General features: G+C 30.5%; 27 protein-coding genes. All 27 read right to left on the reverse strand.

What is annotated here, in order from left to right; genetic code table 11:
• Window positions 1–102 precede the first annotated feature (102 nt).
• Complete coding sequence (locus tag CPG45_RS15925) at window positions 103–1,035, reverse strand: bifunctional riboflavin kinase/FAD synthetase (RefSeq protein WP_096233153.1); 933 nt, start codon at window positions 1,033–1,035, stop codon at window positions 103–105.
• A complete protein-coding gene (gene truB, locus CPG45_RS15930; RefSeq protein WP_096233155.1) occupies window positions 1,036–1,905 on the reverse strand; it encodes a tRNA pseudouridine(55) synthase TruB in 870 nt (289 codons plus the stop codon).
• Window positions 1,905–2,864, reverse strand: coding sequence for a DHH family phosphoesterase (locus tag CPG45_RS15935; protein ID WP_096233157.1), 960 nt, complete (start codon window positions 2,862–2,864; stop codon window positions 1,905–1,907). The genes truB and CPG45_RS15935 overlap by 1 nt, the downstream gene beginning before the upstream one ends.
• Window positions 2,861–3,220 (reverse strand): 30S ribosome-binding factor RbfA, encoded by a 360-nt coding sequence (gene rbfA / locus CPG45_RS15940; RefSeq protein WP_096233159.1) that lies wholly within the window; start codon window positions 3,218–3,220, stop codon window positions 2,861–2,863. The genes CPG45_RS15935 and rbfA overlap by 4 nt, the downstream gene beginning before the upstream one ends.
• A 14-nt stretch (window positions 3,221–3,234) precedes the next feature.
• Entirely contained in the window at window positions 3,235–5,295 is a 2,061-nt protein-coding gene (gene infB / locus CPG45_RS15945) for a translation initiation factor IF-2 (RefSeq protein ID WP_096233161.1), read from the reverse strand.
• A complete protein-coding gene (locus CPG45_RS15950; protein ID WP_096233163.1) occupies window positions 5,282–5,605 on the reverse strand; it encodes a L7Ae/L30e/S12e/Gadd45 family ribosomal protein in 324 nt (107 codons plus the stop codon). Before CPG45_RS15950 ends, infB begins: the two co-directional genes overlap by 14 nt.
• Window positions 5,595–5,867, reverse strand: coding sequence for an RNase P modulator RnpM (gene rnpM / locus CPG45_RS15955; protein WP_096233165.1), 273 nt, complete (start codon window positions 5,865–5,867; stop codon window positions 5,595–5,597). Before rnpM ends, CPG45_RS15950 begins: the two co-directional genes overlap by 11 nt.
• A 16-nt stretch (window positions 5,868–5,883) precedes the next feature.
• Window positions 5,884–6,921, reverse strand: a complete 1,038-nt coding sequence (nusA, locus tag CPG45_RS15960; protein WP_096233166.1) for a transcription termination factor NusA — start codon at window positions 6,919–6,921, stop codon at window positions 5,884–5,886.
• Window positions 6,922–6,940: 19 nt separating this feature from the next.
• The gene (gene rimP / locus CPG45_RS15965; protein ID WP_096233168.1) at window positions 6,941–7,396 is read right to left on the reverse strand and encodes a ribosome maturation factor RimP; all 456 of its coding nucleotides are present in this window, start codon (window positions 7,394–7,396) and stop codon (window positions 6,941–6,943) included.
• A 140-nt stretch (window positions 7,397–7,536) separates the two neighbouring features.
• Window positions 7,537–11,766, reverse strand: a complete 4,230-nt coding sequence (locus CPG45_RS15970) for a PolC-type DNA polymerase III (protein WP_096233170.1) — start codon at window positions 11,764–11,766, stop codon at window positions 7,537–7,539.
• A 12-nt stretch (window positions 11,767–11,778) separates the two neighbouring features.
• Window positions 11,779–12,408: a glycosyltransferase family 2 protein gene (locus CPG45_RS15975; RefSeq protein WP_096233172.1), complete on the reverse strand. Its 630-nt coding sequence runs from the start codon at window positions 12,406–12,408 to the stop codon at window positions 11,779–11,781.
• On the reverse strand, window positions 12,405–13,469 hold the full coding sequence (ispG, locus tag CPG45_RS15980) for a flavodoxin-dependent (E)-4-hydroxy-3-methylbut-2-enyl-diphosphate synthase (protein WP_096233174.1): 1,065 nt from the start codon (window positions 13,467–13,469) through the stop codon (window positions 12,405–12,407). The genes CPG45_RS15975 and ispG overlap by 4 nt, the downstream gene beginning before the upstream one ends.
• Window positions 13,470–13,481: 12 nt before the next feature.
• Window positions 13,482–14,498, reverse strand: coding sequence for an RIP metalloprotease RseP (rseP, locus tag CPG45_RS15985; protein ID WP_096233675.1), 1,017 nt, complete (start codon window positions 14,496–14,498; stop codon window positions 13,482–13,484).
• A gap of 7 nt (window positions 14,499–14,505) precedes the next feature.
• On the reverse strand, window positions 14,506–15,654 hold the full coding sequence (gene dxr / locus CPG45_RS15990) for a 1-deoxy-D-xylulose-5-phosphate reductoisomerase (protein WP_096233176.1): 1,149 nt from the start codon (window positions 15,652–15,654) through the stop codon (window positions 14,506–14,508).
• Between the two features lie 12 nt (window positions 15,655–15,666).
• A complete protein-coding gene (locus CPG45_RS15995; protein ID WP_096233178.1) occupies window positions 15,667–16,449 on the reverse strand; it encodes a phosphatidate cytidylyltransferase in 783 nt (260 codons plus the stop codon).
• 16 nt (window positions 16,450–16,465) lie between these two features.
• The gene (gene uppS, locus CPG45_RS16000; protein ID WP_096233180.1) at window positions 16,466–17,227 is read right to left on the reverse strand and encodes an undecaprenyl pyrophosphate synthase; all 762 of its coding nucleotides are present in this window, start codon (window positions 17,225–17,227) and stop codon (window positions 16,466–16,468) included.
• Window positions 17,228–17,274: 47 nt separating this feature from the next.
• Window positions 17,275–17,451: a hypothetical protein gene (locus tag CPG45_RS17050; RefSeq protein ID WP_172856603.1), complete on the reverse strand. Its 177-nt coding sequence runs from the start codon at window positions 17,449–17,451 to the stop codon at window positions 17,275–17,277.
• Complete coding sequence (gene frr / locus CPG45_RS16005) at window positions 17,448–18,002, reverse strand: ribosome recycling factor (protein ID WP_096233182.1); 555 nt, start codon at window positions 18,000–18,002, stop codon at window positions 17,448–17,450. The genes CPG45_RS17050 and frr overlap by 4 nt, the downstream gene beginning before the upstream one ends.
• Window positions 18,003–18,006: 4 nt before the next feature.
• A complete protein-coding gene (pyrH, locus tag CPG45_RS16010; protein ID WP_096233183.1) occupies window positions 18,007–18,717 on the reverse strand; it encodes a UMP kinase in 711 nt (236 codons plus the stop codon).
• A 108-nt stretch (window positions 18,718–18,825) separates the two neighbouring features.
• Window positions 18,826–19,440, reverse strand: a complete 615-nt coding sequence (gene tsf, locus CPG45_RS16015; RefSeq protein WP_096233185.1) for a translation elongation factor Ts — start codon at window positions 19,438–19,440, stop codon at window positions 18,826–18,828.
• Between the two features lie 67 nt (window positions 19,441–19,507).
• Window positions 19,508–20,215, reverse strand: a complete 708-nt coding sequence (gene rpsB / locus CPG45_RS16020) for a 30S ribosomal protein S2 (protein ID WP_096233187.1) — start codon at window positions 20,213–20,215, stop codon at window positions 19,508–19,510.
• 137 nt (window positions 20,216–20,352) lie between these two features.
• Window positions 20,353–20,625 carry a hypothetical protein gene (locus tag CPG45_RS16025; protein ID WP_096233189.1) on the reverse strand — a complete coding sequence of 91 codons (273 nt, stop codon included), beginning with the start codon at window positions 20,623–20,625 and terminating at the stop codon, window positions 20,353–20,355.
• 14 nt (window positions 20,626–20,639) lie between these two features.
• Window positions 20,640–22,001 carry a flagellar assembly protein A gene (locus CPG45_RS16030; protein WP_096233191.1) on the reverse strand — a complete coding sequence of 454 codons (1,362 nt, stop codon included), beginning with the start codon at window positions 21,999–22,001 and terminating at the stop codon, window positions 20,640–20,642.
• Between the two features lie 20 nt (window positions 22,002–22,021).
• Window positions 22,022–22,762 carry a sigma-70 family RNA polymerase sigma factor gene (locus CPG45_RS16035; RefSeq protein ID WP_096233193.1) on the reverse strand — a complete coding sequence of 247 codons (741 nt, stop codon included), beginning with the start codon at window positions 22,760–22,762 and terminating at the stop codon, window positions 22,022–22,024.
• Between the two features lie 22 nt (window positions 22,763–22,784).
• Window positions 22,785–23,273: a chemotaxis protein CheD gene (locus CPG45_RS16040; RefSeq protein ID WP_096233195.1), complete on the reverse strand. Its 489-nt coding sequence runs from the start codon at window positions 23,271–23,273 to the stop codon at window positions 22,785–22,787.
• Entirely contained in the window at window positions 23,266–23,880 is a 615-nt protein-coding gene (locus tag CPG45_RS16045; protein WP_096233197.1) for a chemotaxis protein CheC, read from the reverse strand. Before CPG45_RS16045 ends, CPG45_RS16040 begins: the two co-directional genes overlap by 8 nt.
• Window positions 23,877–24,311 (reverse strand): chemotaxis protein CheW, encoded by a 435-nt coding sequence (locus CPG45_RS16050; protein WP_096233199.1) that lies wholly within the window; start codon window positions 24,309–24,311, stop codon window positions 23,877–23,879. Before CPG45_RS16050 ends, CPG45_RS16045 begins: the two co-directional genes overlap by 4 nt.
• Window position 24,312 lies beyond the last annotated feature (1 nt).

Here is a 24,312-nt window from a genome sequence, read left to right on the forward strand (position 1 = left end):
TATTTCACCTCCATTTTATGAATTCGCCTATGAGCATTGATATCGCCGGTGAACGAATATCAAAGCAAAAGGTAACTACGGATATTATTTTACCATAAAAATTTAATAATGTAAAATATCTTTATAATCCTTTGCAAATAAATAATCTTTTTCCATCTGTTTAATAAGATTCTCAGTATTATTAAATTTTATTTCATCTCTTATTCTCTTAACAAATTCTATTTCTATAAAAAAGTTATAAATATCTTCACAAAAATCTATAATATATGTTTCAACTGATATGTTGCTCATTCCAAATGTAGGATTAATACCAACATTTGTTATCCCTAAAAAATAATTGTTTGAAACTTTTACTCTTGTCACATATACTCCGTTAAGTGGCAATATAAAATCCCTGGGAATGTTTATATTTGCAGTTGGAAATCCAAGCTTCCTCCCAACTTTTCTTCCACTTTTAACGTAGCCTTCTAGGCTAAAATAGCGTCCTAAACATTTATTAGCTTCTTCAATATTTCCATCTTTAATCAATTCTCTTATATAACTACTACTCACTATCATTTCATTTACTTTAACGGGTTCTATTATGTCAACATCATAATTATATTTCGTAGATAAATCTTTAAGTAAATTTACATCGCCTTTGGCTTTATATCCAAACTTATAATCTTCACCTACTATTGCAATCTTCATATTTAATTTATCAATAAGTATATTTTTAATAAATTCTTCCGGTGATAGCATTGAAAAATTTTTATTAAAATCGAAAAATATAGCATAATTTAATGAAAATTTAGATAACTCCTCTTCTTTTTTTCTGTTAGTTGTTAAAAGTTGTGGCATCCTATCGGGACATATTATTTTCATAGTATGCTGTTTAAATGTAAAAACTGAACTTAATATATTGTTTATCCTTGACAATTCAATAGCTCTTTTAATTAGAGCCTGATGGCCAAGATGCACTCCATCGAAATTGCCAAGTGCGATAGCTTTTTTATCATTATAAAGATTTATATTATTTTCATCTAGTATTAACAATTACTCCTCAGCTCCAAATAATAATCTTTCAACATAAATTTTTGAATTTCTGATATTGCCAATACCTATAAACATTTTATCGCTATTATATAATTTTACAATTTTTTCAGTATTAAATAAATATTTATTTTCTATACACTGTCCATGCATTATTTTTTTAGAATCTATATAGTCCAAATAAACAGAAGGTAAAGACAAAATACTATCCATATCAAGAAGTTTATAATTATCTAATTTAATATCTTCTAATGTATATGAATTATCAATATTAAATAAGCCAACACTTGTTCTGATTAACATTGACATATAACCTGCTACTGATAAACTTTTGCAAATATCTCTTACGAGAGCTCTTATATATGTTCCCTTTGAGCACTTAACATCAATTAATAATTTATACGGGATTTCATAAGATAAAACTTTAATTTCATATATATTTATTGTTGATGGCTTAATATTTATTTCTTTACCAGCTCTTGCATATTCATATAATTTTTTCCCATTAATTTTTTTTGCAGAGTATATCGGAGGAATCTGTAATATATTTCCTTCAAATTTTTTAATTACATTCTCTAATATATCATTTGTAAATTGACGTACTGGTGTTACTTCAACAATATTACCGTACTTATCAAGTGTATCCGTAGAAAATCCAAAAGTTATCTCAGCTCTATAAGATTTTTTTAAATCAAATATGTATTGAGATAACCTTGTAGCTTTCCCTATAGAAATAGGCAATACCCCTGCAGCTCCTGGATCAAGGGTTCCAAGGTGGCCAATTTTTTTAATATTAAGTTTTTTACGCAAAAAGGCCACTACATCATGTGACGTCATCCCGGGCGGCTTTAGTACATTCAAAAAGCCGTCCACTAATACCCCTCATTCAATTCATTTTTTATTGCTTTTAAAATTTGCTCTTTAATATTACTTAATTTACCATTTATAGTAAAGCCTGATGCCCTTACATGTCCGCCACCATTAAATTCTTTGGCTATCTTATTAACATTGATATAATTTTTTGATCTTAGGCTACCTTTTACTTCATCATTATTTTCAACTAGCAATACAGCAACTTCTACACTATCTATATCCCTTCCATAATTAATAATATTCTCCACATCAGTTAAATCTGTGCCTGTCTCTATAAAATCCTCATTTTTAATTTCCATGTAGGCAATTTTATTATTTTCATATAGTTCTATTTTATTTAAAATCTTTCCTATCAATTTAAGTTTATTAAATTTGATGTTATGAAATATTTTATCTGATATTTCACTAACTGATACGCCATTGTTTATTAAATCACCAGCTACTTCATGTGTAAATGATGTTGTTGAACTGTACATAAAACTTCCTGTATCTGTTACAATACCTGTGTAAAGGCATTTCGCAATATCGCTATCAATATCAATACCAAGCATTTTAATTATCTGATATATAATTTCTGCAGATGATGCAGCATTTGTATCAACATAGTTCATTGTAGCATATAGTGTATTTGAAATATGGTGATCAATATTTATTGAAATAGGTATTGTTTTTAATAATTCTTTCGCATTACCCATCCTATTTTCATCAGCACAATCAATTATAAAAAGAAGGTCAGCCTTTTTATCGAATGGCTTAGTTATCTTTTCTATATATGGTAAAAATCGATATATATCGGGTAATTTATCATCTATAAAAACATTGACATTTTTATTTATTTTTATCATCGCTTTGTACATGGCTGTAACACATCCTAATCCATCACCATCAGGTGAAATATGTGTTACGATTATCATATCATTTGCTTTTTTTATACCATCTATCATATCATTTAATATCATTTATGCTCACCTCCTTGATCACCTAAATCCTTTAAAATCTCTGATATATGCGCTCCATATTCTATTGAATTATCTAATTCGAACATTAATTCAGGTGTGTATCTCAATTTAATTCTTTTCCCAAGTTCATGCCTGATAAAACCAGTAGCACTTTTAAGGCCATCTATTGTATTCGTCTTATCTTCAGTACTTCCATATACACTTATAAATATTTTCGCATATCTCAAATCTTTTGATACTTCAATATCTGTTACACTGGTCATACTACTTATTCTCGGGTCCTTTATTTCTTCAAAAATCATTTTGCTTATTTCTCTTTTTATCTCTTCTGATAGCCTACCACTTCTGTAATGCACTTTGATTCATCCTTTCAACGTGGTATTTCCTCCATTTGATATGCTTCAAATACATCGCCCTCTTTGATATCATTAAATCTTTCTATTCCAATTCCGCACTCAAAACCTTCTTGTACTTCCTTGACATCGTCCTTGAATCTTTTAAGTGATGAAATTTTGCCTTCGAAGATTACAATACCATCTCTAACAACTCTAATATCAGCATTTCTAGTTATTTTCCCCTCAGTAACATAACACCCTGCTACATTTCCAACACCTGGTACTCTAAAGATTGCTCTGACTTCAGCCTTTCCGAGCTCTTTCTCTTTAAATTCTGGTTCTAGCATGCCTTTCATAGCAGCTTTTAAATCATCTATTGCATCATATATTATTCTGTATAATCTTATATCAACTTTTTCCTTTTCAGCCAATGATTTTGCATTTCCATCAGGTCTTACGTTAAACCCTATAATTATTGCATTTGAAGCAGATGCAAACATTACATCAGTTTCAGTAATTGCTCCAACAGCACCATGTATGACTTTAATTCTGACTTCTTCATTGCTTAATTGTTCTATTGATTTTTTTAATGCTTCAACAGAACCTTGAACATCTGCTTTTAATATCAGGTTAAGCTCTTTTACATTACCTTCCTTTATCTGATTAAATAATTCGTCAAGAGAGATTTTTTGTTTTTGCTTTATTTCTTCTTCCCTCTGCTTTTCTTTTCGCTTTTCGGATATAGAACGAGCTTTTTTTTCATCGTCAAGCACTACAAGTATATCACCGGCCTCTGGTACATCAGAAAGTCCAAGTACTTCGACTGGAATTGATGGTGCCGCCTTTTTAATTTTTCTTCCTTTGTCGTCAAACATCGCCCTTACTTTTCCGTAAGCTGTTCCAGCTATAATAATATCTCCAGTCTTTAAAGTACCTTTTTGTACTAATACAGTTGCAACAGGTCCCCTACTTTTATCAAGCTGAGCTTCGATGATTGTACCCCTTGCAGATCTATTTGGATTTGCTTTAAGTTCCAACATTTCAGCTTCTAGAAGTATCATTTCAAGAAGGTCATCGAGACCTATTTTCTTTTGTGCCGAAACATTAACGCAAATTGTGTTACCGCCCCAATCTTCTGGTACTAAACCCTGTTCTGCTAATTCCTGTTTCACTCTATCAGGATTCGCATTAGGCTTATCAATTTTATTTATAGCCACAATTATAGGTACATTTGCTGCTTTAGCATGATTTATAGCTTCAATCGTTTGCGGCATTACACCATCATCTGCAGCAACAACTAAAACTGCTATATCTGTAACGCTGGCTCCTCTTGCCCTCATTGCAGTAAATGCCTCATGCCCAGGCGTATCAAGAAATACTATCTTTTTGCCATTTATTTCAACAACAGATGCGCCTATATGTTGTGTTATACCGCCTGCTTCATGTTGTGTTACCTTTGTTTTTCTTATAGCGTCGAGAAGAGATGTTTTACCATGATCAACATGGCCCATAACAGTTACAACAGGTGGCCTTAAACGCAAATCTTTTTCGTCATCTTCTTTATCAACTATTTCAAGATTATCTACGTCTTCTTCTTTTTTATCTAATAAAAATCCATACTCTTCTGCTATCTGTGCTGCGCTATCATAATCAATTTGTTGGTTTATTGTAACCATTATTCCTCTCGATATTAATTTTTTAATAATATCTGATGGATTTATCTTCATTTTCTCAGAAAGGTCTTTTACCGTGATAAATGACGGTATAGAAATTATTTTTACAGTGTCATCGGCCTTCTCTGCTACAATATTTTTTTCCCCTTTATTTTTACTTTTTTTAGATTTTTTTGTAGATTTTTTTGAGGGCTTTTCTTTAATTTCATCGTATCCATCCAAATCATCATTATCATTATCTGATTCTGGTTTTTCAGACAATAAATCTATTATAAGACTGACTTCATCATCTTCAAGTGTACTCATATGGTTTTTTACATTTATGTCAAGTTCATTTAATTTGGATATAAGTTCTTTGCTTGTTAATTTCAATTCCTTTGCCAACTCATAAACTCTTGTTTTTGACATTTCATTCACCTCCACCAGTTAGTACCTCCTTTGCTAGATTTATTATTTTATTTGATAGATGAACATCTGCTATACTTACCACAGCTACATCATTTTTTCCAATACTTTTTCCTATTAGCTCTTTATTGCCTATAAGTAAGTAAGGTACATTTTTGGTTTTACATAAATTTATAAATTTTTCCTTTGTATTGTTTGACGCATCACAAGATATAATAACTAAATACGATTTAGAATCATTAATACTTTTTTCAACTCTAAAACTTCCAATAAATAAATTACCAGATTTTCTACATATCCCGAGCATTGAGTATAACTTATTGTTCATTAACAACCTCTTTTCTTATTATATCAACAAGATTCTCTGGCAAAGGACATTCCAGTGCCTTTTCAATTCGTTTTGATTTTAATGCCTTTTCAAGACAATCTATATTTCTACATACATAACAGCCTCTACCAGAAATTTTTCCTGTTAGGTCAACTTGTACATCATCGCTATGAGCTTTTTTTACAATTCTTAATAACTCTTTTTTGGGCTTCATTTCTTGGCAACCAAGACACATTCTCATTGGCACTTTTTTAGCTTTCATACATATCACCCCAAAATTAAGTTTGAGTCATTGATTCGCTTGTTATATCAATTTTCCATCCTGTTAACTTAGCAGCCAACCTTACATTCTGCCCCTCTTTACCTATAGCAAGTGAAAGTTGATAATCTGGCACAATAACTTTAGCTATTTTTTCTTTTTCATCTATATCAATACTCAATACTTTTGCAGGACTTAATGCATTTGTTACGAATTCCTGTGGTTTTGAACTCCATTTTACTATATCAATTTTTTCACCTTTTAGTTCATTAACAACGGCTTGAACCCTTGCGCCTTTATATCCAACACAAGAGCCTACAGGATCGACATTTTCGTCTTTAGCATACACAGCCATCTTTGTTCTTGAACCTGGCTCTCTTGAAATACTTCTTATTTCTACAATACCTTGTTGTAATTCTGGAACTTCCACTTCAAACAATCTTTTTACTAACCCAGGGTGTGAACGTGAAATAAGTATTTGTGGACCTTTTGTTGTTTTTTTAACTTCAACAATATAAACCTTGATCCTATCTCCATGATTATATGTTTCATTTGGTATTTGTTCATTTGGCGTCAAAGTTGCTTCAGCTTTTCCTAAATCAATTAAGACGTTTTTTCTTTCTATCCTCTCGACAATACCTGTTACCACTTCGGATTCTTTACTTAAAAAATCTTCATATATTATACCACGTTCCGCTTCCCTTATTCTCTGTACAACAACTTGCTTTGCATTTTGTGCAGCTATTCTGCCAAAGGACCTCGGGGTTACTTCGATATCTACTATATCGCCTACTCGATACTTTTTATTTAGTTTTTGAGCATCCTCAAGGCTTATTTCAAGTAAATCATTATATAAATTTTCTACAACAGTTTTTTGAGCGAAAACTTTCACATCACCGGTTTCTCTGTCCATTGTTACTTTTACATTCTGTGATGTGCCATAATTCTTCTTAAATGCTGACACAAGTGCAGCTTCAATTGCATCAAACATTGTGTCTTTTGAAATACCCTTGTCTTTACATATTTGGTCTAATGCCTCGATAAATTCGCTGTTCAATTATATCCCCTCCTTTTATTTAAAATTTAATCACAGGTTTAACAAGACTTACATTCTTAATGTCAAATTCTCGCTGAATACCCTTATCAGAGATTACAACTTTACTATCAATCAAGCCAACAAGCTCACCTTCATATTTCTTTTTTTTGTCAATTGATTGATAAAGTGATACTTCAACTAAATTACCTTTAAATTTGTCATAATCCTTTTTAGTTTTAAGAGGCCTGTCAATACCGGGCGATGATACTTCTAGTATATAACTATTCTCTATAGGGTCAACTTCATCAAGTTTTTCACTAAGATATTCACTTATAATTTGGCAATCGTCCAATGTTATGCCTCCATCTTTGTCTATATATACTCTCAAATACCAATTATTGCCTTCTTTTTTATATTCGACATCAACAAGTTCAAAATTATTTTCTTCGATTGCAGGAATTACAAGATTTTTTGTTAACTCTTCTATTTTTGACAATCTTAAAACCTCCTTATTTTTATTTTTATCTTTTGTTTAAATTTAAATTATATAATATGAAAGAGTGGGAAATCCCACTCTCAAGTTTAATCCCTATTTTGCCATAACAATTATAACATACACCATTTGCCAATGCAATATTAAAATAAACTTAATTGATTAGATTCTGGCATATTATCAAGGCATCCATGATTTTTTAAGATATCTATAGCTGTTTTACTTATTCTAGTTCTATTTCTAAGATCTTCTATAGATGAGAATTTACCATTACATCTTTCTTCAGCAATTATTTTTGCAGCTTGCTTTCCTATACCTTCTAATGAATTTAGCGGTGGTAAAATACCTTCATCTGTTATTAAAAACTTTAGTGCATCTGATTTATATAAATCCACATTAATAAACTTAAATCCTCTTAAATACATTTCAAGTCCAATTTCTAATATTGTTAATTGTCCCTTTTCTTTTGCTGTGGCATTATTTCCTTTGGCTTCGATTAACTTTATATTTTCTTTTATTTTTTCTAATGAATTCATTATATCAAGATTAAATTCATCTGCTCTAACAGTAAAATATGTAGCATAAAATGCTTCAGGATAATGTACTTTGAAATATGCAATTCTAAATGCCATTATTACATATGCTACTGCATGTGCTTTAGGAAACATATATTTAATTTTTTTACATGATTCAATAAACCACTCAGGGACATTATGCTTTTTCATCTCTTCAATTTCTTCTTCTTTTATACCCTTTCCTTTACGGACACTTTCCATTATTTTAAATGATAATTTTTTATCCATTCCTTTACTTATAAGAAAAAGCATTATATCATCTCTTGTTGATATTACTTCTTTAAGAGTAGCTTTTCCCTCTTTTATTATATCCTGTGCATTATTAAGCCATACATCTGTACCATGTGACAGTCCACTGATTCTTACAAGTTCAGCAAAAGTTGTTGGTTTAGTATCAACAAGCATTTGCCTTACAAACCTTGTCCCAAATTCAGGTAAACCTAATGTGCCTACATTGCAATTTATATCTTCTGGTTTTATATGAAGAGCATCAACACTAGTAAATAAGCTCATAGTTTCTTTATCATCAAGCGGTATTTTTCTTGCATCTAAGCCTGTTAAATCTTCTAACATCCTTATCACAGTAGGATCATCATGACCTAAAATATCAAGTTTAAGTAATCTGCCACTAATAGAATGATAGTCAAAATGTGTAGTTATGATATCCGTATCTTGGGCATCTGCAGGGTGTTGTATAGGAGTAAATTCATAGATACTTTTATCTTTGGGAACTACCATTACACCTCCAGGATGTTGCCCGGTAGTTCTTTTTACACCAGTACACCCAGCAACGAGTCGCCGAATCTCAGCATTATGTGTTACTATATTTTTTTCTTCAAAATATTTCTTTACAAATCCATAAGCCGTTTTATCAGCCAGTGTTCCTATTGTACCTGCTCTAAAAACATGTCCGACACCAAATATTTCTTCTGTATATTTATGTGCTATTGGTTGGTATTCACCTGAGAAATTTAAATCAATATCAGGCTCTTTATCACCTTCAAACCCAAGAAATACTTCAAACGGTATATCATGGCCATCTTTTTTCATTTTTATATTACAATTTGGACAATTTTTATCGGGCATATCGACACCAGAGCCATAGCTGCTATTTAATACAAATTCCGAATGTTTGCATTTAGGGCAAACATAATGAGGTGGTAACGGATTTACTTCTGTAATGCCGCTCATTGTAGCAACAAAAGAAGAACCGACAGAACCTCTTGAACCGACAAGATATCCATCATTTAAAGACTTAGTAACGAGCTTTTGAGCAATTATATACATTACAGCATATCCATTATTAATTATAGAATTTAGTTCTTTTTGTAATCTTTTCTCGACAATATCCGGTAATATATCTCCATAAATTTCATGTGCTTTTCTGATTGTTATATTTTTTAATTCTTCTTCTGCTCCTTCAATAGATGGGGGAAATGTACCATCAGGTATCGGTTTTACATCGTCTATTAAATCTGCTATTTTGTTAGGATTATCTATAACAACTTCCTTCGCTATGTCTCTTTCAAAGTAATTAAATTCATCCAACATTTCATCAGTTGTTCTAAAATAAAGCGGTGGTTGTCTATTCGAATCCTTAAATCCCTTTCCATACATTAAAATTTTTCTATATACATCATCCCATGGCTCTAAAAAGTGCACATCACATGTAGCAACAACAGGTTTATTATTTTGTTTACCTAGATCAAATATTCGTTTATTTATCTTCTTTAGTTCGTCTATATTTTTGACTTCACCTTTTTCGATTAAAAATTCGTTATTACCTATTGGTTGAATTTCAAGGTAATCATAGAAGTTAATTATATCATTTAATTTATTATTATCATAATTAGCAACTATTGCTCTAAATACTTCTCCCTGTTCACAGGCTGAACCAATAAGGAGGCCATCTCGCATTTGAGTTAAAAGGCTTTTAGGTATTCTAGGATTTCTATGGTAGTATTCAAGGTTTGATTTAGATACCATCTCATATAAATTTTTTAATCCTTTTTGATTTTTAACAAGTATTATCACATGATATGAAGGCATTTTTTTTATATCCACTTTATTTTTTAAGTAAGTATTTACATCTACAACATTATATATGCCATTATTTTTCAACTCATTTATACTTTTTAAGAATATTTCGGCCGTAGCTTTTGCGTCATCTACAGCCCTGTGGTGATTTTCAAGATTTACTCCGAGATATTCTGCTACTGTATCAAGTTTATAATTTTTTAGATTGCTGTACATATGCCTACTTAATTCAAGTGTGTCAAGTACTGCATTATTAATTTCAATACCCATATTTTTTGCTTTTGTTTTTATAAAAGTAACATCAAAATTAGCATTGTGTGCAACGAGTATTGCGCCTTTTATAAATTCGATAAATCTAGGCAATATCTCATCTATTGTAGGATAATCTTTAACCATTGTATCATTTATTCCAGTTAATTTTGTTATAAAATTCGATATATGTGTTTGAGGATTTATGAATGTTTCAAAAGTATCTATAACCTCCATATTTTTAATCTTAACTGCACCTATTTCAATAATTTTATCATTTATACTTGAAAGGCCAGTTGTTTCTATATCAAACACAACAAACTCATCGTCAAAAGTTCCATCACAAATTCCTGAAATGATTGGTACGCCGTCATTAACAAGATACCCTTCAACTCCATAAATCACTTTTATACCATATTTTTTAGCTGCAGCCTGTGCTTCAGGATATGCTTGCAAAACGGCATGATCTGTAATAGCTATAGCTTTGTGGCCCCATTCATGTGCCCTTTTAATTAGAGACTCTGCCGAACTTACTCCATCCATGCTGCTCATCTGGGTATGTACATGTAGTTCTACTCTTTTTGTAGGTGCATTGTCAACTCTTATCTTCTTTTCAGCTAATTCTATATCTTTTGCATTTATTATAAGATCCCTTTCATATTTATCATATATTACTGTTCCTCTTACTTTTACATAGCTATTTATTTTTAAATTATCCTTTATTATGTTGTATTTTTCCTCATTTAAGAATGCCTTAACAGAAAATGATGATGTATGATCAGTTATATCAAAAGTCATAAGATATTTTGACTTAATTTCTTTAAAATCTATTGTGAATATTTCCCCTTCAATTGTAATATCGTCACCTTCTTGGGTAATTTCTGATATCTTTGTTATATCAGATTTGATTTCTTTTCCAAGTAAAACTTTTGTTGTATCTGCTATATTTTCGTGAATTTTATGCTGATCTTCTTCAAAATTCGTTGTAATAATGTCCTGTGCAAATTTCTCTTCATCTTTCTGTATTTTTTCCTTTATAATATTATTTATTGTTTTATCGAGAGTTAACTCGATTTTTGCAGTTATATCGTAATGTCTCTTTATTACTTCACACATATATAAATCAATCTTATTCTTTTTTAAAAAATTGTATGCTAATTCATTTGAAGCTTTAATCACAATATGTTCATCATCGCAGTATACATCACAAGACTTGATAAAGCTTAATGTGCCAGGATATCTTTCACTTGTTTCTTTTATGATACTGTCCCAATATTTTTTAATTAAAGCATCAATTCTGTCAATTTGCAGTCTTTCAAATCGGAACTCAATGTTATCTAATAATGGAATTTTTGATTTAATAGCTGATTTTAATTTTTTTAATGCATCAATATCGTTTTTTAACGTAAAAGGCAAGAAGACAATAAGTTTTTTTTGTTTTATTGATAGGCATATTCTTTTTATATCTATATTATTTATCTCAAAATCTTCTTTTAAAAAAGAAGGTAACATTTCTATACCCCCTTATATCCAAACTTTTAATATATCTCTATACATTTTTAATCTTGAATAAAAGCCCCTTATAAGTCCTAATTTTTCTTCTTTCATAATATGTGTCATGTTTTCAAATGGGACATGTTGCACCCTTAATTTTTTCGACTTAGCATATTTTGTTAGAGCAACTTCCAAGCCATATTTGCATACATCAATATTTTTTTCTTCAATGAATTCCATAAATAATTTTTTTTTCATAGCCCTTTGGCCCGATAAAAAAGGTGCGATTTTTTGTGCCCAATCAGTGGTTTTTCTACCCGATGAAAATATTCCTATTGTCATATCAGCATTATTATCTAAAATTGGTTCTACAAGTTTTTTAAAATGATTTTCTGTTAATCCTACAAGATCTGCATCAAGCATTACAATTATATCACCAATAGATTTTTGAATGCCTATTTTTATGGCAGCACCCTTTCCCATATTTTTTTCTTGATTAACTATTGTTACATTAAAGTTGCTTGCAACTTTTGCAGTATTATCTGTTGAACCATCATTAACAACAATTATTTCACCAATAACGTCAATATGTTCTAGTATACATAAAACATTCTTTATGTTTTTTTCTTCATTATATGCCGGCACAATAACAGATATCATAAAGTATTCTCCTTTAATACATTGCGTAATTCTTTCATAAACTCGTCAAGAAGCTTATCTTCGGGTACCTTTTTATATACTTTACCATGCTTAAAAATAAGTCCTTCACCAGCACCACCTGCAATACCTATATCAGCTTCTCTTGCTTCGCCTGGTCCATTAACTGCACATCCCATAACAGCAATTTTTACATTTTGCTTTATATCCCTTGTTAACTCTTCAACTTTTTTAGCTAAATCTATTAAATTAATTTTAGTTCTACCACATGTTGGACATGAAATAAGTTCTATACCTTCTTTTAATAATCCTAGTGATCTTAAGATTTGCCTCCCAACTCTGACCTCTTCAATTGGGTCACCTGTTAATGAAACTCTTATAGTATCGCCAATCCCTAAATATAAAAGACTTCCAATTCCAATTGCAGATTTTATTGTTCCAGAAAATGATGTCCCAGCTTCTGTAACACCGACATGAAGAGGATAAGCGACTTTTTCTGAAATCAATTTATATGATTCTATTGTTAAAGGAACACTTGATGTTTTTAAAGAAATTACTATATCATAAAAACCGTACTTTTCTAGTAAAGAAACATTTTTTAAAGCACTTTCTACGATTCCTTCTGATGTAACACCACCATATTTATTTAAAATACCCTTCTCTAAAGATCCTGAATTTACACCAACACGAATAGGAACACCATTATCTTTGGCAGCATCCACAACTAATTTTATTTTGTCTTCACCACCAATATTTCCTGGATTTATTCTGATTTTGTCAGCTCCATTTAAAATAGCTTCAATCGCAAGCTTATAATCAAAATGAATATCTGCGACAATTGGTATATTTATTTCCCTTTTTATTTCTTTTATAGCCTTTGCAGCATCCATATCAAGAACCGCTACTCTGATTATATTGCATCCTGCATTTTGAAGGTCTATTATTTGATTTATAGTCTTTTTTACATCCCTTGTATCTGTATTTGTCATAGATTGTACCGCGATAGGATTATTCCCTCCGATTTTTATATTTCCTATCTTTATTTCTTTTGTTTTTTTTCTCATATAATCACCTAATCATTTAAATATATTTATTCTGATTAAATCTCTATATGTCGCAAAAAGCATAAGAGCTATCAATAATATAAAACCAATATAATGAACAAATCCTTCTTTTTCAGGGTCCACAGGTTTACCTCTTAATCCCTCTATTATGACAAAGAGAATTCTACCTCCATCAAGTGCAGGAAATGGCAATAAATTGAATAACCCCAAGTTGACACTTATTAATGCTGCAAATGTCATCAAATTTAAAAATCCTGTCCTTGCTACAGTGCCGACCGCCTGTACAATTCCAACTGGACCCATAAGGTCGTTTGCTGAAACTTTACCGGATACTAGCATATACAATGATGCTATAATCATTTTAGAAAAATATATGGTCTGCTGAATCCCTATTTTTATCGCTAAATATATTGATCTTTCATATTGTGGTATTATTCCAATCATTGGTTTTGAAGCTTTTTTATCATAATTTGGCACTATATTTTTCGTTAATGTTATATTATCTCTTTTAATAGTAAACTTTAATTCAACACCGTTATTAGAATTAATGATATTCTCCAAAGAATTCCAGTCATTTATTTTTGTGTCGTTGACCATAACAATTTTGTCACCAGGCAAAATACCAGCTTTTTGTGCTGGATATCCCTCCATAACTGTTTTAACAGTAGGTATTGGACTTCCCACAATATAAAAGACTAAAAACAATAGGACAAATGTCATAGCAATATTCATTAATGGTCCAGCTGCAAATATACCCAATCTTATATACCATGGCTGATTCGTTACTGCCCTTCTATCATTCGATTTTTCATCTTCACCTGCTAATGCACAGTAACCACCAAACAATAGTATTCTAAATGAATACTCTGTATCACCATATTTTTTTACAAATAATCTTGGACCAAAGCCGATAGAAAATTCATTTACCTTTGTCCCTGATATTTTTGCCATAATAAAATGTCCGAATTCGTGTATCATGACAAGTATGCTAAGAACAATAAGACTTACAAAAATGTAAAAAAGTATTATCAAAATATCACCTCAAATATTCGTTAAGAATTTCTTCCCTAATATTTTTATCTACTTCTAGTATATCATTTAAATCAGGATTCATGATATTTTTATGTTTATACATGTATCGTTCTATAATTTGGGGAATATCTACAAAATTAATATGTTTTTGTAAAAATAGATGTACAGCAACTTCATCTGCCGTATTTAATACTGTTGTCATGGTTCCGCCTTCTTTTATAGCTTCATATGCTAATTGAAGGCATTTAAAAGTCTTAATATCTGGTTTTTCAAAGGTTAACTTTCCTATTTCAGTAAAATCTAAATATCTGATACCCTCTATATATTCTCTATCAGGATAATATAAAGCATATTGAATTGGTATTCTCATATCAGCTGTTGCCATTTCAGCAATAATACTCCCATCTATAAATTCAACCATTGAATGTACAACACTTTCTTTATGTACTACAACATCAATTTTGTCTAATGATATATCAAAAAGCCATTTTGCTTCTATAACTTCAAACCCCTTATTCATTAGTGTAGCCGAATCAATAGTTATTTTTTTCCCCATACTCCAATTTGGATGTTTTAATGCTTCTTCGACTGTAACGTTTTTTAATTCATCAATAGATTTGCCCTTAAATGGTCCCCCAGAAGCTGTAATAATCAATCTATTTACAAATTCTTTTTTATTGTTTTGCAAGCACTGAAATATGGCATTATGCTCACTGTCAACGGGTAGTATCTTAACATTATATTTATTTGCGAGTTTTGTAATTATATGCCCACCTGTAACTAAGCATTCTTTATTTGCAAGTGCTATATTGTGTCCTGATTCTATTGCTTTAATTGTAGGCACAAGTGCCGCCATACCTTCAATTGCTACGACAACTGTTTGTACATTATCATACATTGCAACTTCATTTATCCCATCTTCACCTGATAATACTTTTGTTCTTGTATCAATAATATTTTCTAATTCTTTTGCTTTTTCAGTATCTTTAACTGCGACAATTTGAGGTTTAAACTCATCTATTTGTTCCTTTATTAATTCTATATTATTATAACATGTCAAACCTAAAACACGAAATTCATTTGATTTTCTAACTACATCAAGTGTTTGAGTCCCAATTGAACCAGTGGAACCCAATATAACTATATTTTTCATAATTAACTCCTTTCACCTATGTACATAAGTAAAGAAAAGATATAAATAAGGTGCTACATATAATATACTATCAAATCTGTCAAGAATTCCACCATGGCCAGGGATTATTTTACCATAATCCTTTATGTGACAATTTCTTTTTACTGATGATGCAAAAAGATCTCCTATTTGTGCTACTATACTTCCAATTAAGCTTAAGACTATCACTAAAAATATATTTAATTTAAGTTTTTCATAGAAAAGAAAAGTAAAAACAATGCTTCCAATTATCGCTCCTATTAAGCCTCCAATCGACCCTTCCAAAGTCTTATTTGGACTTATTGAAGGACATAACTTATTTTTTCCCAAAAATTTACCCCAAAAATATGCTGATGTATCTGTTAGCCATGAGATAATAAAAATAAACCAAACAAGTAAATAACCATTATCCAATTCTCTTAGTTTTCCTATGTACGAAAAAAATATCATATATAATACACCTATTATAGTTATGGATACATCCCTTATATTATATTTTTTGTTTAACACAGGCATAGCAAAAATAGCCATTAATATTATGATAATTGAATCAGCAGTCTTGATTGAATATTCAGTTATATAAAAAAATAAAATTGATAAATACCCGACATATTTAATAGGTTTTATATCAATATTGTCAAATACGGTATAAAATTCATATAGACCTATCAAACTTATAATAATTAAAAAAAATCTTAAATACAAGCCCCCCATTAACAATGCAAAAAAAACTAATGGTAGCCCAATGAGCGCACTTGCAATTCTTGTTTTTAACATATATTCAACCCCTCATTTATATGCCGCCAAATCGTCTATTTCTTTTTTGATAATCAGCTATTGCATCAATAAGATTCTCTTTATCAAAATCAGGCCACAATATATCAGAAAACCATAATTCAGAATATGCCGATTGCCATAACATGAAATTACTAATCCTTAATTCGCCACTTGGTCTTATAATTAAATCAGGGTCAGGCTGTCCTGCTGTATATAAATTATTACTTACAACATTTTCATCAATGTCTGATAAATTCAGTTTACCCTCCAAAATAGATTTACATATATTTTTAACTGCGTTTACAATTTCATCCTTTCCACCGTAATTCAACGCAATGTTAAGCACGAGGCCTGAATTATTCATTGTAATTTTTTCCGCTTCTTCTATTTTGCTTTTACATTTATCTGGTATTTTAGATATATCACCTATAAAATTTATTTTAACATTATTTCTATTGAGCTCATCAATTTCTCTTCCAAGATATTCTATTAAAAGATTCATTAGACTATTTATTTCATCAACAGGTCTTTTCCAGTTTTCAGTTGAAAAAGCATATAGTGTTAGATATTTAACACCTATTTCGGATGACGCTTTTACAACTCTTTTAACAGCTTCCATGCCAGCTCTGTGACCAAGACTTCTCACTAATCCTCTTTTTTTTGCCCATCTACCATTCCCATCCATAATTATAGCTATATGCTGAGGTATATTGCTCATATCTATTTTTTCTCCTGTTTTCTTAGCCACGTCCTTTTTTTGATTAAATAGAAAACTCATTAATTTTCCTCCTTATAATATGGGCAATACCCCCTCATTTGAGGGGGTTAAAATTTAGAAATTGTTACCTTTAAAATATCATTGTAAATTTTAGTTCTAATTACTCGATATTGATAGCCGTTATATATCTTTGTTGGCTTTGTTTCTATTATTTCAAATTTTACTTTGTTATTTAAAAGCATCTTCTTAGCGATATCCAAATCATAACCAATTATATCTATCAAACTTCCATAATCTCCTTCTCTTTTTGTTCAAGAACTTTATCTATTTCTTTTATGTATTTGTCTGTTAGCTTCTGTACACTTTCTTCATTTTTTAATCTTTCATCTTCAGAAATTTCTCCATTTTTATCCATCTTTTTTATAGTATCATTTGCTTCCCTTCTAATCTGTCTTACAGCTACTTTTGCTTCTTCTCCTTTTTTGTGTACGAGCTTAACAAGTTCCTTTCTTCTTTCTTCTGTTAAATCAGGAAATACGAGCCTTATAATTTTTCCATCTGATGTAGGGTTTATATTTAAATCAGATTTCTGTATGGCTTTTTCTATTTCTGATATTTTTGATGTATCCCAAGGCTGTATTATAATTAGTTTTGGTTCTGGAGCTGTTATTGAAGCAATCTTATTTATAGGTGTCATAGTACCATAATAATCAATTGAAATTCTATCAAGCAATGAAGGATTAGCTCTACCTGCTCTAATTGACACTAATTCATTTTTCAGAACAGCAAGAGACTTTTTCATCTTTTCTTCGGTGTTTTTTAATAAATCTCCCATTTTATTACCCCTCCTTAACGAGCGTTCCTATCTTATGCCCCATAATAACATTTTTAATGTTACCTGGAACAGTTAAATTAAAAACAATTATAGGTATTTTATTATCCATACATAATGATGTTGCTGTGGAATCCATTACGCCAAGACCCTTATTTAATACATCAAGATATGTAAGTGTATCAAATTTTATTGCGTCATTAAACTTTACTGGATCTTTGTCATAAACACCATCAACTTTTTTAGCAAGTAGAATTACCTCGGCATCAATTTCGGCAGCTCTTAATGACGCTGTTGTATCCGTTGAAAAGAATGGATTTCCAGTACCTGCAGCAAAAATTACTACTCTACCCTTTTCAAGGTGCCTTATTGCTCGCCTTCTAATATATGGTTCAGCTATTTGTCTCATCTCAATAGCTGTTTGCACCCTTGTTTCCACTCCGCGTTGTTCTAATGCATCCTGCAATGCAAGAGAATTTATTACTGTTGCAAGCATACCCATATGGTCGGCTGTAGTTCTATCCATTCCAATTCCCTCTCTACCTCTCCATATGTTACCACCTCCAACAACCATACCTATCTGTACACCCATCTCTTTTACTTCTTTAATCTGGTCAGCGATTAAATTAACTGTTTCAAAATCAATTCCAAAACCTGTATTCCCAGATAAAGCTTCGCCAGATATTTTAAGAATTATACGTTTATATTTTGTAGTCATTTAAACACCTCATTTATTAATTCTATAAAAATATAAAAAATCCTTCTTAATTTATTAAAAATGGGACACAACCGTGTCCCATCTATTTAGGTTGCCTATTTAATTTTATTATTCTTCAGAAGAATTTTCAATACCCTCTCCTCTTTCAAATCTTGCAAATCTCCTAATTATTATATTCTCGCCAAGTTTTGCTATTGTTTCATTGAGTAGGTCTTTTATAGTCTTCTTATCATCTCTTATATATAACTGCTCTAAAAGACAGTTTTCTTTATAAAACTTTTCAAGACGACCCTCAATAATTTTTTCAATGACCTTTTCAGGCTTTCCTTCGTTTAATGATTGTACTCTTAATATTTCTCTCTCTTTGTCAAGAACTTCTTGTGGCACATCTTCTTTTTTTATGTATTGTGGATTTGCCGCAGCTATTTGCATACATATTTCTTTAACAAAAGATTTAAAATCATCCGTATTTGCAACAAAATCCGTCTCGCAATTTACTTCAACAAGTACACCGATTCTTCCACCACCATGTACATATGATTCAACGAGACCTTCATTAGCAACTCTCCCTGCCTTTTTAGCTGCTGCTGCTAATCCTCTTTCCCGTAATAAGTCTATTGCTTTTTCAATATCACCATTAGAATCTGTTAGTGCTCTTTTGCAATCCATCATACCTGCGCCGGTACGTTCTCTTAGTTCTTTTACCTGCTGTGCAGTAATCATTTATTTACCTCCTGTTCTTTATATAATTAGTGGTAAGGATAAATAATAATTCCTTACCACAATAAAATTATTCTTCTACTGCAGTTAATTGTTCGCCTTGCTTAGCTTCTATAACAGCATCGGCTATTTTAGAAGCAATTAATTTTACTGCACGTATTGCATCATCATTTCCTGGAATAGGATAATCAACCTCTTCAGGATCACAATTTGTATCCACAATGGCGACTACCGGGATGTCAAGATTCTTTGCTTCAGCAATTGCTATAGCTTCCTTTTTAGGGTCAACTACAAATAATGCTGCAGGAATTCCCTTCATATCTTCAATTCCACCGAGATATTTCTGAAGTTTTTCTTTTTCTTTTTTTAACTGAATAACTTCTTTTTTTGGCAAAACTTCAAAAGTACCGTCTTCTTCCATCTTTTTTAATTCTTTTAATCTGTCAATTCTGCTCCTGATTGTTTTATAGTTTGTTAACATCCCACCAAGCCATCTTTGATTAACATAATACATGCCACATCTTTCGGCTTCTTCTTTTACTGAATCCTGAGCCTGCTTTTTGGTACCAACGAAAAGAATCGTTCCATTATCAGACACAACTTGTTTTATAAATTCATAAGCCTCTTCAATCTTTTTTACCGTCTTTTGTAAGTCTATAATATATATTCCGTTTCTTTCGGTAAAAATGTACGGAGCCATTTTGGGGTTCCATCTTCTTGTCTGGTGACCAAAATGCACGCCTGCTTCTAAAAGTTGTTTCATTGATATAACTGACATATTTTCACCTCCTGGTTATTCCTCCGTTCAAATCATCTTATAAAAAAACCTTATAAGGCACCAATTTTTATAATCATTGAACGTGTGTTATCCACAAATTAATATATTATATAATAATTAAAATGTCAATATATTTTTCATATTTTAATATCTATATGTCCTAAAAGTGTCTTTTTATTATTCTTTGAATAGTTCTTTTTCTTTATTCTGTCTTTATTATTTTTTATATACAATTTTGCTGTTTCATTTGTCTTATTTGTCCTACTTTTTTTTATGTCGTTTTCGTGATTTATCATTTCAGCAAATTGTTCTACATATATATCTTGCCTTTGAATTTCTACCTGCTTTATATTGCTTATTTCAACCATTTTTGGTATGGCTACCTGTAAATCAATAGGATTAACCGTCATTATAAATCTCCCCCTTACCCATATGGTAAAATCTTGATATCAGCTTCATCCTTTATAAATGTAACATATTTAATAGGTTCTTTTATTTTTTGCGAAACATCATCAATTGTTATTTTTGTACCTGGATAAACTGTATCAAGTACTTTTATTATACCATATGTTTCATCTTTTGTAATTAAATTTAGTTCCTCATATTCCTCATAAAGTTGTTTATTATCAAAATTCAATTTAGATAAGGATAATAATGATTTTTCATATATATTTTTTTTATCTTCAGGTATTCCATTTTTCTCAAGGTACAAAATTATTTTATTTAAATCATCTATTGACTTTTTATTTTCTTTAATTTTTTTTATAATTTCTTCTTTTCTTTTTCTTTTTTCCGGTGATATACCTACTTTTAATTCTGTTTGTGCATACATTTTAGAACCAACATTGATTGCATGTATTTCTTTTGTTGCAATAACTACACTTCCAACTATTAATCCCTTATTTCCTATTAACTTCACTGATCGATTACTTTTAACATTGCTGTATATAATTGCTTCACAGGTTATATCACCTTCAGCAACAATATCACAATTTTGTATATATTTTGATATAATATTGCCGCCAGAAGTTATTTTTGCTTTGCCATTACCCTGTATTCCTCTATGTATAATAATGTTCCCCTTAGCTACTATTGTTGAACCCTCTACAACACCATATATTTCAATGTCTCCTTCGCTTTCGATTGTAAACCCAGAACTTATATTTTTATATATTTTAAGGCTTGCAAACGTTTTTATATTTCCTGTTGAAGTATCAACATCCTTAACTTCTATAAGTGGGGTTACATCTATTCCAACATTTTTTTTAGTAATATGACCATCAATAGAAGAATACAAACTATCATCTTTTATATAAGTATTTTTCCCTATTGGGAGTTTTACATCTCTACCGTCTTTTGCTTTTATGACTTCACCAAATATATTTTTACCATCTTTTCCCATCTCTGGTTTTGTCTTTTTAGCGAGAATTTGATCCTTTTTAACGTTTTTAAATATTTGTAAATCTTTATAGTCGACTCTTCCATCATCAAGTACTTTAGGTTCAAAATTTTTATCGAGGTCTACAAAAAAATCTATCTTCCCATCTTTCCCGTTAACTGGTTTAATCCCTTGTGCAACTAAATATCTTTTTCCTACAATATGTTCATTACATAAATTCATGATATTATCATAGTTTATGCCATAATTTATATTATATCCTTTTATTATGTTCAAAACCTTCTCCTGATTTAACATTTCTCCGTTCAAATCCTCTTTTATTGTGATATATGCTTCCATTCTATCTTTTGTTATATCTATCTTATAAGAATATTTAGTATTATGCACTTTAATGGCCTCCAGTTCACTTAAACAAAATCTGTTAACCTTTCTCTTAATTTTTTTATTGCCTTGGAATGTATTTGTGATATTCGTGATTCTGTTAATCCAAGAATTTTGCTTATCTCCTTATAATTCAAATCTTCAAAATAATAAAGTGTGACAATAAGTCTTTCTTTTTCTTGCAACATGTCTATAGCTTTGGCAATATTATTCTTTAAGTCAGATGACAAAACCTCATCTTCTGGATTTATTATCTCAACATCAGATACAGATGAAATCTTTAAATTATTCTCGATAACTTCGTCAAGAGAACTTATATACCCAGCATTCATATAACTAAGAGTTTTTAATACATCGTTCTTTGATATACCGGTAGCAGCCATTATTTCATCGATAGATGGTTCTCTCTTAAATTCTTGTTCCAATGTTTCAATAGTCTTTTCAATATTCTTATATCTTTTCTTTAAGCTTCTCGGAATCCAATCCTTTTTTCTTAGATAATCGATTATTTCTCCTTTTATTCTAATTGATGCATATGTTTCAAATTTTACACCCTTCGTTATGTCATATCTATTAACGGCATCAATAAGTCCTATCATTCCTTGGCTCACTAGGTCATCAATATCTTCCTTACTTACATCTGAAATACATATTCTTTTAACTATATGTTTAACAAGAGGCATATATTTTACTATTATATCGTTTTTAACACTATCATCTCTAAATTTTGTATATTTAACCCATAAATCTTGTTCGAGAATTGACATTTTAATACATTCCTTTCATGCCTTAAATGAATTTTATTCCATGCCCTATAGTTTTTACTAATAACTTACCATTTTCAGAATTAAATTCTATAGTTCTGCCATAGTTTCCGCCTGTATCCTCGGATATTATCGGAATCTTTAAAGAGTTCAAAACTTCTCTTGTTGCAATTACATTTCGTGTCCCAATGTTCATAATATCTAAATTTGCCTTAGTTGCGAACATCTGTGCGCCACCAGCTATTTTGCTGATTATTTTTCTTCTATTTGCGCCAATTTCAATCATCATATCAATTAATGTATATATACCTGTATCTGCAAATTTTAATTTATTTGTATTGTTATTGCTTTTCGTACTATATGGTAGCATTATATGTACAAGACCCGATATTTTAGTTAATGTATCAAATAAAACAATGCCAACACATGAACCAAGACCTACAGTTATTAATTTGCCCGGATATTTTGTTATTTTAGCATCTGCCATTCCAACCCTCAAAATAAAATTATCCATCTAATTCAACTCCAAGTGCGTTAAGTATTTTATCAAAAGATTCTATATCCGGTATCAAAAAGAAATCGCCCTTAATTAATCTATTATCTTCAAAAAATTCAGTCTCTATAAACAAAATTTTATCTGATAGTTCACCAAATTTGATTGCAGGTACACTTAATATAGCGCCGGCCATATCTATACTTATTGCTGGAGGTGATATCTTCATTTCAAGAGACGTTAAAGTAGATAAGGAAGATATATAACTGCCTGCCATTATATTTCCAATCTCTTGAAGTGCTGATTTTTCTATATCATTAAATTCCCCTTTTACATTTACACCTATAAGGTATTCTACTAAATATGAAGCGCTATCAACATCAAGGGAAAATAAAATATTGCCTTTTACACTACCTTCAAGGTCAAAGTATACACCAATAATAATAGCATCTGGAGAACCAAAAATATCTTCTATTTCACTAAAATCCATTATTTTAACAGAGGGAATTTTCATATCAATTCTTTTGCCAATAATCGATGCTAAAGCAGTAATCGCATTTCCAGAACCTATATTTCCAAGTTCTTTTAGTATGTCAAGATATTTTTCATTTAATTTATCAATGTTCATTTTTTCACTTCCTGTTGTGTTGTTAATTTATCAGTATCAAATATAAGTAATATTCTTTTATCAACTTTTCCTATCCTGCTAATAAAACTATCCCTTTTATATAAATTACTATTTACATCTATCGTATCAATGTTTTCTTCTGGTATCTCTATAACTTCATTTGCGCTATCAACAATAATTCCTAGTATAACATCATTATTTCTTATTATAACAATCCTTGTATTCTCATTCCAATTGCTTTCCTTTAATCCTAATCTCATTCTCAAAGAAATAACAGGTATTATTTCGCCTCTTAAATTGACAACACCCTTAACAAATAATGGAGCTTTCGGAACTCTTGTTATTTTCATCATCTTTTCTATTGATTGCACCCTATCAATATCTATTCCATATTCTTCACTTTCTAATTTTGTTATTACAAATAAACTCATC

It is taken from the genome of Thermoanaerobacterium sp. RBIITD (assembly GCF_900205865.1).
In the GTDB taxonomy this organism is placed as follows: domain Bacteria; phylum Bacillota; class Thermoanaerobacteria; order Thermoanaerobacterales; family Thermoanaerobacteraceae; genus Thermoanaerobacterium.

Excerpts from the sequence above, each read along its gene's own strand:
- CPG45_RS15935 (WP_096233157.1), bottom strand. The coding sequence starts at position 2,864 with ATGATATTAAATGATATGATAGATGGTATAAAAAAAGCAAATGATATG.
- CPG45_RS15950 (WP_096233163.1), bottom strand. The coding sequence starts at position 5,605 with ATGAACAATAAGTTATACTCAATGCTCGGGATATGTAGAAAATCTGGT.
- rnpM (WP_096233165.1), bottom strand. The coding sequence starts at position 5,867 with ATGAAAGCTAAAAAAGTGCCAATGAGAATGTGTCTTGGTTGCCAAGAA.
- CPG45_RS15970 (WP_096233170.1), bottom strand. The coding sequence starts at position 11,766 with ATGTTACCTTCTTTTTTAAAAGAAGATTTTGAGATAAATAATATAGAT.
- CPG45_RS15975 (WP_096233172.1), bottom strand. The coding sequence starts at position 12,408 with ATGATATCTGTTATTGTGCCGGCATATAATGAAGAAAAAAACATAAAG.
- ispG (WP_096233174.1), bottom strand. The coding sequence starts at position 13,469 with ATGAGAAAAAAAACAAAAGAAATAAAGATAGGAAATATAAAAATCGGA.
- dxr (WP_096233176.1), bottom strand. The coding sequence starts at position 15,654 with ATGAAAAATATAGTTATATTGGGTTCCACTGGTTCAATTGGGACTCAA.
- CPG45_RS15995 (WP_096233178.1), bottom strand. The coding sequence starts at position 16,449 with ATGTTAAAAACAAGAATTGCAAGTGCGCTCATTGGGCTACCATTAGTT.
- uppS (WP_096233180.1), bottom strand. The coding sequence starts at position 17,227 with ATGAGTTTTCTATTTAATCAAAAAAAGGACGTGGCTAAGAAAACAGGA.
- frr (WP_096233182.1), bottom strand. The coding sequence starts at position 18,002 with ATGGGAGATTTATTAAAAAACACCGAAGAAAAGATGAAAAAGTCTCTT.
- pyrH (WP_096233183.1), bottom strand. The coding sequence starts at position 18,717 with ATGACTACAAAATATAAACGTATAATTCTTAAAATATCTGGCGAAGCT.
- tsf (WP_096233185.1), bottom strand. The coding sequence starts at position 19,440 with ATGATTACTGCACAGCAGGTAAAAGAACTAAGAGAACGTACCGGCGCA.
- rpsB (WP_096233187.1), bottom strand. The coding sequence starts at position 20,215 with ATGTCAGTTATATCAATGAAACAACTTTTAGAAGCAGGCGTGCATTTT.
- CPG45_RS16025 (WP_096233189.1), bottom strand. The coding sequence starts at position 20,625 with ATGACGGTTAATCCTATTGATTTACAGGTAGCCATACCAAAAATGGTT.
- CPG45_RS16035 (WP_096233193.1), bottom strand. The coding sequence starts at position 22,762 with ATGTCAATTCTCGAACAAGATTTATGGGTTAAATATACAAAATTTAGA.
- CPG45_RS16040 (WP_096233195.1), bottom strand. The coding sequence starts at position 23,273 with ATGGATAATTTTATTTTGAGGGTTGGAATGGCAGATGCTAAAATAACA.
- CPG45_RS16045 (WP_096233197.1), bottom strand. The coding sequence starts at position 23,880 with ATGAACATTGATAAATTAAATGAAAAATATCTTGACATACTAAAAGAA.
- CPG45_RS16050 (WP_096233199.1), bottom strand. The coding sequence starts at position 24,311 with ATGAGTTTATTTGTAATAACAAAATTAGAAAGTGAAGAATATGGAATA.